At 57.2% G+C, this 7,394-nt stretch carries 6 protein-coding genes; 3 read left to right on the plus strand and 3 right to left on the minus strand.

Translation table 11 applies throughout. The annotated features are described in order from the left end of the window. Positions 1 to 342 precede the first annotated feature (342 nt). Positions 343 to 1,494, minus strand: coding sequence for an A/G-specific adenine glycosylase (mutY, locus tag EJQ19_RS13695; protein WP_126141795.1), 1,152 nt, complete (start codon positions 1,492 to 1,494; stop codon positions 343 to 345). A 107-nt stretch (positions 1,495 to 1,601) separates the two neighbouring features. On the opposite strand from mutY, the gene EJQ19_RS13700 reads away from it, so the two are divergent. Then, positions 1,602 to 2,201, plus strand: a complete 600-nt coding sequence (locus tag EJQ19_RS13700; protein WP_241242900.1) for a hypothetical protein — start codon at positions 1,602 to 1,604, stop codon at positions 2,199 to 2,201. A gap of 411 nt (positions 2,202 to 2,612) precedes the next feature. Here the strand turns inward: EJQ19_RS13700 and EJQ19_RS13705 are convergent, their stop codons facing one another. Continuing rightward, the gene (locus tag EJQ19_RS13705; RefSeq protein WP_241242901.1) at positions 2,613 to 4,052 is read right to left on the minus strand and encodes an MFS transporter; all 1,440 of its coding nucleotides are present in this window, start codon (positions 4,050 to 4,052) and stop codon (positions 2,613 to 2,615) included. A gap of 155 nt (positions 4,053 to 4,207) precedes the next feature. On the opposite strand from EJQ19_RS13705, the gene EJQ19_RS13710 reads away from it, so the two are divergent. Further along, positions 4,208 to 5,047: a helix-turn-helix transcriptional regulator gene (locus EJQ19_RS13710; protein ID WP_126141796.1), complete on the plus strand. Its 840-nt coding sequence runs from the start codon at positions 4,208 to 4,210 to the stop codon at positions 5,045 to 5,047. Between the two features lie 57 nt (positions 5,048 to 5,104). Here the strand turns inward: EJQ19_RS13710 and acpS are convergent, their stop codons facing one another. Further along, the gene (gene acpS / locus EJQ19_RS13715; protein ID WP_126141797.1) at positions 5,105 to 5,512 is read right to left on the minus strand and encodes a holo-ACP synthase; all 408 of its coding nucleotides are present in this window, start codon (positions 5,510 to 5,512) and stop codon (positions 5,105 to 5,107) included. Positions 5,513 to 5,692: 180 nt separating this feature from the next. Here acpS and EJQ19_RS13720 point away from each other — a divergent pair, with 180 nt between their 5' ends. Beyond that, entirely contained in the window at positions 5,693 to 6,670 is a 978-nt protein-coding gene (locus EJQ19_RS13720) for an aldo/keto reductase (protein ID WP_126141798.1), read from the plus strand. The last annotated feature ends 724 nt before the right edge of the window (positions 6,671 to 7,394 follow it).

A 7,394-nucleotide genomic window follows, 5' to 3' on the forward strand; every position in this document is an offset into this window, starting at 1 on the left:
GACGTTGGGCAGGATGCTCCGGGCAGCACTGCTGTTGACCTTGGGCAGGGGCGCTCCGAGCGGCACAGCTCCTGAATCTTGGGCGGGGGCTCTCCGAACACTCAAACCTGCAAAAAGGCCGGAATTCCCTTCTGTTTCCTTCCTGATTCGATGAATGCCTGCAAAAAGGCAGGAATCTGGGGCGAGGCCTCCACTTTCGAGCGAGTTTGGCTTAAAAAACTGCTTTATCGCAGGCATTTAGCTGAAAGTGGCATCTTTTGCGATAAATTCCTGCCTTTTTGCAGGAATCAGCCCCTTCGCCTCGGCAAACAGAGCGGTACATAAGTTTTTCAGGCAGCTCGCCTACTCCCCCTGCTCCTGCCACTCCCGCATGATACGGACGAACACGTTCGGAAACGCGTAGTCGCCGAGATCCTCCGGGCCGACCCAGCGGTAGTGGAACGGCATCCAGCTATCGCCTGTGGGGAAACTTGCGTTCGCTCCGGCCCATGGCCCTTGTCCGCTAGCGGGGAGCAGCTTGGCCCGGTACACTTTCATTTTCCAGACGATATGGCTGAAAATATGCTCGGTGTCCATGAACCAGCCCTCCGGCTGGATGACGATCTGCTCTTGCTCGGCGAGCAGGCTGCGCAGCTCGTCCTGGTTCTCTTCATCGGACTGCCAGCTGTCCGAGGCCCAGGCGACGTGCGGCAGCTCCCACATTTTGGCGAGGAGCCCCTCCTGCGGGCGCTGGCGGATGAGCCACTTGCCCGCGTTCTCCCCCGTGCCCTCGATCAAAGCGACAGCGCGCAGTTCGGGGCGCGGCGGTTTGGCTTTCTTTTTGATGGGCAGCGCTTCTTCCATCCCGGCTTCCCGGCCCGAGCAGTGGGCCATGACCGGGCACGTCAGGCAGTGCGGCGAACGCGGCGTACACACCATCGCGCCAAGCTCCATCAGCGCTTGGTTGAAGTCGCTGGCGGTGCCTTCGAGAATCAGCTCGCGCGCCAGCTTTTCCATAACCGTCCGGGTAGACGGCTTCATGATGTCTTCTTCAATGAGAAAATAGCGCGACAACACGCGCATCACATTCCCGTCAACCGCCGGCTCCGGCTTGTTGTACGCGATGCTGAGGATGGCGCCGGACGTGTAGGGGCCGACGCCTTTGAGCGAAGAGACTTCCTCTTTCGTCTGCGGCACGATGCCGTCATAGCGTTCGTGCACTTCGCGCACGGCGCTTTGCAGATTGCGGGCGCGGGAGTAGTAGCCGAGGCCTTCCCAGGCTTTCAGCACCTGCTCTTCCGGCGCTGTCGCGAGCGCCTCCACCGTTGGAAATTGTTCGACAAACCGGTGAAAATACGGAATGACCGTATCAACCCGGGTTTGCTGAAGCATCACTTCGGAAATCCATATATAGTAGGGGTTTTTGCTTCGGCGCCAAGGCAAATCGCGTTTATGTCTGCCGTACCATTCCAGCAGGTTCGTGGAAAAATGCAATTTTTGTTCAGTGCTGTACATGTGCTCTCCTTCTCTATCGGGCCTGTTCACGTTATAATGGATGGATGAATCCATGAACATGGTATCATTATACGAGAAGAATGGAACAGAAAACTAGAGGTGAACATATGCAATCGTCCAATCGGGATAGCCGGAAGGCGTCGCTAATCGATAAAAAACAAGCCGCTTTGCAGAGCGCGCAGCGTTTTCTGCCCCTGCTGTTTATTTGGGGAGCGGAGTGGATATTTAACGCCGTTATTGATTTCGCCATCTATTGGCGCGATCTGGACTGGCTGAAAACGGCTGCGTTCGTGACCGCGCTGATCGCCAGCTTCGTGCAGGTCTGGTCGCAGCGCAAGTCGGCTGGCGCATCGAATGCTGAGCGTGAAGAAGCGGCGGCGCACCCGCTGCTGATCGTCGTGCCGGGCCTGCTGCTGATCGGAGCCGTCGTGTTCCTGGAGGCGATCGAGGCGGTCAGCCCCTTATTCGCGCCGCTATTGCGCGCGTTCCTGCTCGCCGTCGGCTTCGTCCAGGCCGGCCTTATGCTTGGCCGTGGCTTGATATACGTCGGGCTCTGGCTGTTCGCGCTGACCATCGTCATGGGGTTGTGGTACCTGGGCTACTCCGCCGTCATCCTGGAAGGGATGGGCGGGATCGCGCTGGTCGTGAGCGGGCTCATGCTGCGAAGCGGCAAGGCTAATGGTCAGGCAGATGGTGCTACAAGGTAGCTCGACAAGCAAGCCGAAAGTGGAAAAAAGCCAATGTATGGGGGTATGTGATCCCGTGCATTGGCTTTTTGGTTTGTGCTGCCCCTGCCCGCTCGGGAGCCCTCCTCCGAACCTGCAAAAACTGCAAGTAATTTCATCAGCGCCGGGCAATTGGAACAAACAACTGTAAAAGTGCAGCTAAATCTTGCGAAGTCCCCATTTTCAGGGCATTTTGGGGCACTAGGGCGCATTTTAGATGTACATAATGCAGGTAAACCCGTTAAACTCTCCGTATTTTTCGAATTTTGATGTACAAAATGCAGGTTGCAGGTTATGTGCGCGTGTCTTGAGAGGTGTCTTTGTGCGTGTCTTTGTGCGTGTCTTTGTGCGTGTCTTTGTGCGTGTCTTTGTGCGTGTCTTGGAAACGCGTCGTCAGCCAACGGTTACTCCTACGCCTGTAGCCGATGGATGGTGCCTTTTCGCACAAACTTGCCTCACCCCTTCGTGCGCCCAATAAAACAAGAACGAGAACACGCTGCCCCCGAGCAAAATAACCGCTGTCACAGCTAACGACATCTGCATGCCGGCCATAAACGATTGGCTTCCACTCAGCATGGCTCCGAGTATGGCAACGCCCAATGTCGCGCCAAGCTGCCGGGTTGAATTCAGCGCGCCAGAAGCAGCGCCGGTCTGTTCCTTCGGGACAGCGGAGATCACGGCTGCCATTAACGCGGGAACCGTCAGAGACACGCCGAAGCCGATCAGCAGCAAGCCCACCAGGGTAAGTGTATAACCCGAGTTGCGGTCCACCCCGAGTTGCAGCAGCGTCCCCACGGCCCCCAGGCCAAATCCAATCGTCATGGGTATTCTTGCTCCGATGCGAGCCACGATTCGACCGGTGAAAATCGGATTGAAAGCCATAGGAACCATCATCGGAAGGAGCGCCAGTCCCGCCATATGGGCCGATAATCCGCGAATCTGCTCCCAGTACAAGGGCAGGATGAACAAAATCCCCGAGATGCCGATGTTAATCGCCATGCCGGCCAGCATTCCCGCCGATACGGTGGGATTTCGGAAGAGCCGCAGCGGAAGCAGCGGTGTCTTGCCTCTGGCTTCCACCCTCAGGAAGGTGACGGCGCATAGCAGGGCCAGACCGAATGCCCCTATAATAATCGGAGAGCGCCATCCCCAAGATTCCCCTTCCATGAGTGCGAAGGACAAGGCGACAATGCCGGCAATCGCCGAGACTTGGCCCGACAGGTCAAAGCTGCGCTGCGCATGACGATCGGTTTCGCCAACGAGCTGCATAGTCATGATCAGACTGATGAGTGCAAGCGGCACATTGAGCAGAAAAATGCTGCGCCAACCGAGCGTGTCGACCAACAATCCGCCGATGACAGGCCCTGAGGCCATCGCTATGCCCGTAACCGCCGCCCAAATACCGAGAGCCCGCGCGCGCCGGGCAGGTTCAGGGAACGTGTGGGCAAAGAGCGAAAGCGACGCCGGCAGAAGGGCGGCACCTCCCACACCGAGTACGGCGCGCAATCCAATAAGTAAACCAAGCGACGGTGCAGCGGCTGATGTGCCGGAGGCGATGAGAAATAGCGCCAGACCGCCGATATAGACGCGTTTGGCCCCCAGCTTGTCGGCAATCGCCCCCATCGACAGCAGCAAACCCGCGAAAACAATCGTATAGGCGTTGACCACCCATTGCAGGCCCGCTATCCCTCCGCCCAAATCAGCGCGAATCGCCGGCAATGCGACACTAACCACCGTCATATCCAGCAGCACCATAAAGTAGCCTAGCGAAAGTCCCAGAAGCAGCAGCGCTTGAGCCAGCTTCCTGGTACGTTCGGGTTGTATTTGCATCATTTGTTCCAAACTGCATTCCCCTTCCATGACAAGAATCATTTATCCACCAATTCCTTCTCTAGTGTAAAATAGATCCTATACTAGAACGAGATGATGGTTTATCCTAGGAGTTTTTCTCCTAGCCTAAGAATCCGACAAGGGGCAGGTGTACAGCGATGGAGCAATCAGGCAATGAACGACTCAACGAGCTGGCTCAGTTTTTGCAGACGCGGCGTGCCCGAATTTCACCCGAGCAGGCGGGCTTGCCTAATCGTGGCCGGCGGCGTACGCCAGGACTTCGGCGCGGGGAAGTCGCGCTGCTCTCGGGCATCAGCGTGGACTGGTATACGTGGCTGGAGCAGGCGCGAAACATTCAGGTATCCGCTCAAGTGCTGGAGAATATTGCGCGGGCGCTCCAACTCGATTCGAATGAGCGTAAGCATTTATTTCTGCTGGCTCTTCAACAGCTGCCAGCCGATCTGGCACCAGCCGAAAGCGCAATCAGCCCGAGCTTGCAGCGCTTCCTCGATCTGCAAGGCACGAGTCCGACCATGGTCATGGATCAGCGCTTGAACATCGTGGCGTGGAACCGAGTCGCAAGCCTGATTTACGGAGATTATGAGGGGATGTCGGCACGCGAGCGCAATTCCGTCTGGCGGACATTCACTTCCCCATACATCCGGGAGCTGCTTCAGGATACATGGGAAACGCACGCGCGGCACCGATTAGCTCAATTTCGCGCGAACTACGGGAAATTTGCAGGAGACCCGTGGTGGATGGCGTTTATCGAGGAATTGAATCAAGCCAGCGAGGAATTCAGAACGTGGTGGCCGGAGCACGATGTGCTCAACGGGCCTGAAGGCGTGAAAATCAATTATCATCCGGCAGTCGGGAGGATCACATTCCATCAAATTTCGTTTTTCGTCTCTGATGCACCGCACCTGACCGTCACCATCAATATTCCGTCAACCGACGACGATACGATCTCCAAGTTAAATGCGCTTCTACTGACGTAGTTGCAAAAAAACAGCCCGATCCAAAGATCGGGCCGTTGCTCGCCTATGAATGGACCATCAAGTTAACGTTGATTCTCTCTCCTCGACGATCGCATACGCCGCCGCCATCGCGCCCGTATGCGTAATGCTTATATGCAGGCGGTACCCCCCGTCTGCCGCCAGTCCTGCCCGCTGCATCGCCTCGGGCGACACCGTCACGACCGGCTTGCCGAGGGCGTCAGGCAGCACCTCAATATCCTGAAAGCCGATCTGCTTGCCGATGCCGCAGCCGATCGCCTTTACAACCGCTTCCTTCGCAGCGAAGCGCCCCGCCGCAAACTCCGCGAGCCGGCCGCGCCGCTGCGCGGCCAGCTCCCGCTCCGCGGGCGTCAGGATGCGCTCCAGAAACCGCTCCCCGGACGTGCCTTCCAGCATGCGCGCCAGCCGCGCAATTTCGACCAAATCCATGCCGACGCCGATAATCATCGTTGGCTTGCTCCTTTTCGTATCAATTGTAGAGATGGTGCGTCCACTGTACCCGATTCCGCCCGCAAGGTCAAGCCATCGCTTACGTCCAGGTAAGTAAGTAACAGGAATTTCAGTTCTTACCTCTCCGCGCGACTGGGTTTATACTAGGGGAGACTATGAAGCTGGGAGGACGTTATCGTGAAAAGCATGCCCCTAGAACGACGAGGAATATCGAACAGCCGGCTAGTCTATGGCTGCATGGGTTTAGGTGGAGATTGGGCGGGGAGCCCGCTCACCAAGGAAGACTACATCACGGCGGAAAAAGCCGTCGAAGCCGCCCTCGAAATTGGCATTACCATGTTCGATCATGCGGACATTTATAAAAAAGGCAAAGCCGAAACTGTTTTCGGCGAGGTGCTGAAAAACCGCCCGGATCTGCGAGATCAGATCATCCTGCAGTCCAAATGCGGAATCCGGTTCCCGGATGAGACCGGGGTGCACCGGTTTGATTTTAGCAAGGACCACATCCTCGCATCGGTCGACGGGATTCTGTCGCGCCTTGGCATCGAGCACCTCGACGTGCTGCTCTTGCATCGTCCCGATGCGCTTATGGAGCCGGAAGACATCGCCGCCGCGTTCAATACGCTGCGCTCAGCAGGCAAGGTGCGCCACTTCGGCGTGTCCAACATGACGTCGGCGCAAATGCGCTTCATCCAGAACTCGCTGCCGGAGCCGCTGGTGGTGAATCAGCTCGAGCTCAGCCTCGCGCGGCTCGACTGGATCGAGCAGGGCATTCTGGTGAACCAGAAAGCCGGTCTGAACACGAACTTCGCCGACGGCATCCTTGAGTATTGCCAGATGGCGGACGTGCAGATCCAAGCGTGGGGCCCGCTTGCGAAGGGGCTTTTCTCCGGCGCAGCGAAAGTCGACAGCCCGGAGACGGTGAAAAACACCGCCGCGCTCGTCGCCCAGCTCGCGGCGCAGTACGAAGCCGAGCCGGAAGCCGTCGTGCTCGGCTGGCTCATGAAGCACCCGGCGCGCATCCAGCCGGTGATCGGTACCACCGACAGCAAGCGCGTGCTCGCTTGCCGGGACGCGGTGCGGGTCGCGGACGCGATGACCCGCGAGACGTGGTACGCGCTGCTCGAGAGCTCTCGCGGCGTGCGCGTACCTTAGACGGCGCTGCGATGGGAGCCGTGGCCGCCTAACCAGGCTGCGGCTCCCGCCGGGATTCGCTCGGCTGAGGGAGTGGAGGGCCAGCTTCGCCACGAATCGGAGTAGCTAAGAGGGGCCGGACCCCTCTAATTCGCCGAAATAGCCTCATTTCGCAGAGTTAGCAGGGGCTGGACCCTCTTAATGTTCGTCAACGAGCGAATTTCGCCTCGAATCGCAGTAGCTAAGAGGGGCTGGACCCCTCTAATTCGCCGAAATAGCTTAATTTCGCGGAGTTAGCAGGGCCTGGACCCTCTTAATGCTCGTCAACGAGCGAATTTCGCCAGAATCGGAGTAGCTAAGAGGGTCTGGACCCCTCTAATTCGCCGAAATAGCCTCATTTCGCGGAGATAGCAGGGCCTGGACCCTCTTAATGCTCGTTGCCCTAGCGGTTTTCGCCGAAACGAATCACAATAGATATGGTAAACCGCCCTTATTGGGCAAGGTTAGCATGGAACGTGAGAAATAGGAGCGGTTAACCGCTCCTATTTCTTTGCGATCCACGATTTTCGCTGTATTTCAGGCAAATAAGAGTGGTTTGTGCATTTAGAATAAATAGTGGACACAACGTTAAGTGACCCGGGATAATAGACTTAACGAAGAGAGGTGTCCGTGATGGGAGAGCAACGTCAACGCTACAATGATGAGTTCAAAAAGCAGGCTGTTAAATACGTACAGGAGCAAACAA

The organism is Paenibacillus whitsoniae, assembly GCF_003955665.1.
In the GTDB taxonomy this organism is placed as follows: domain Bacteria; phylum Bacillota; class Bacilli; order Paenibacillales; family NBRC-103111; genus Paenibacillus_E; species Paenibacillus_E whitsoniae.

Coding starts and splice junctions, on each gene's coding strand:
- EJQ19_RS13710 (WP_126141796.1), top strand. CDS start 4,208: ATGGAGCAATCAGGCAATGAACGACTCAACGAGCTGGCTCAGTTTTTG.
- mutY (WP_126141795.1), bottom strand. CDS start 1,494: ATGTACAGCACTGAACAAAAATTGCATTTTTCCACGAACCTGCTGGAA.
- acpS (WP_126141797.1), bottom strand. CDS start 5,512: ATGATTATCGGCGTCGGCATGGATTTGGTCGAAATTGCGCGGCTGGCG.
- EJQ19_RS13700 (WP_241242900.1), top strand. CDS start 1,602: ATGCAATCGTCCAATCGGGATAGCCGGAAGGCGTCGCTAATCGATAAA.
- EJQ19_RS13705 (WP_241242901.1), bottom strand. CDS start 4,052: ATGATGCAAATACAACCCGAACGTACCAGGAAGCTGGCTCAAGCGCTG.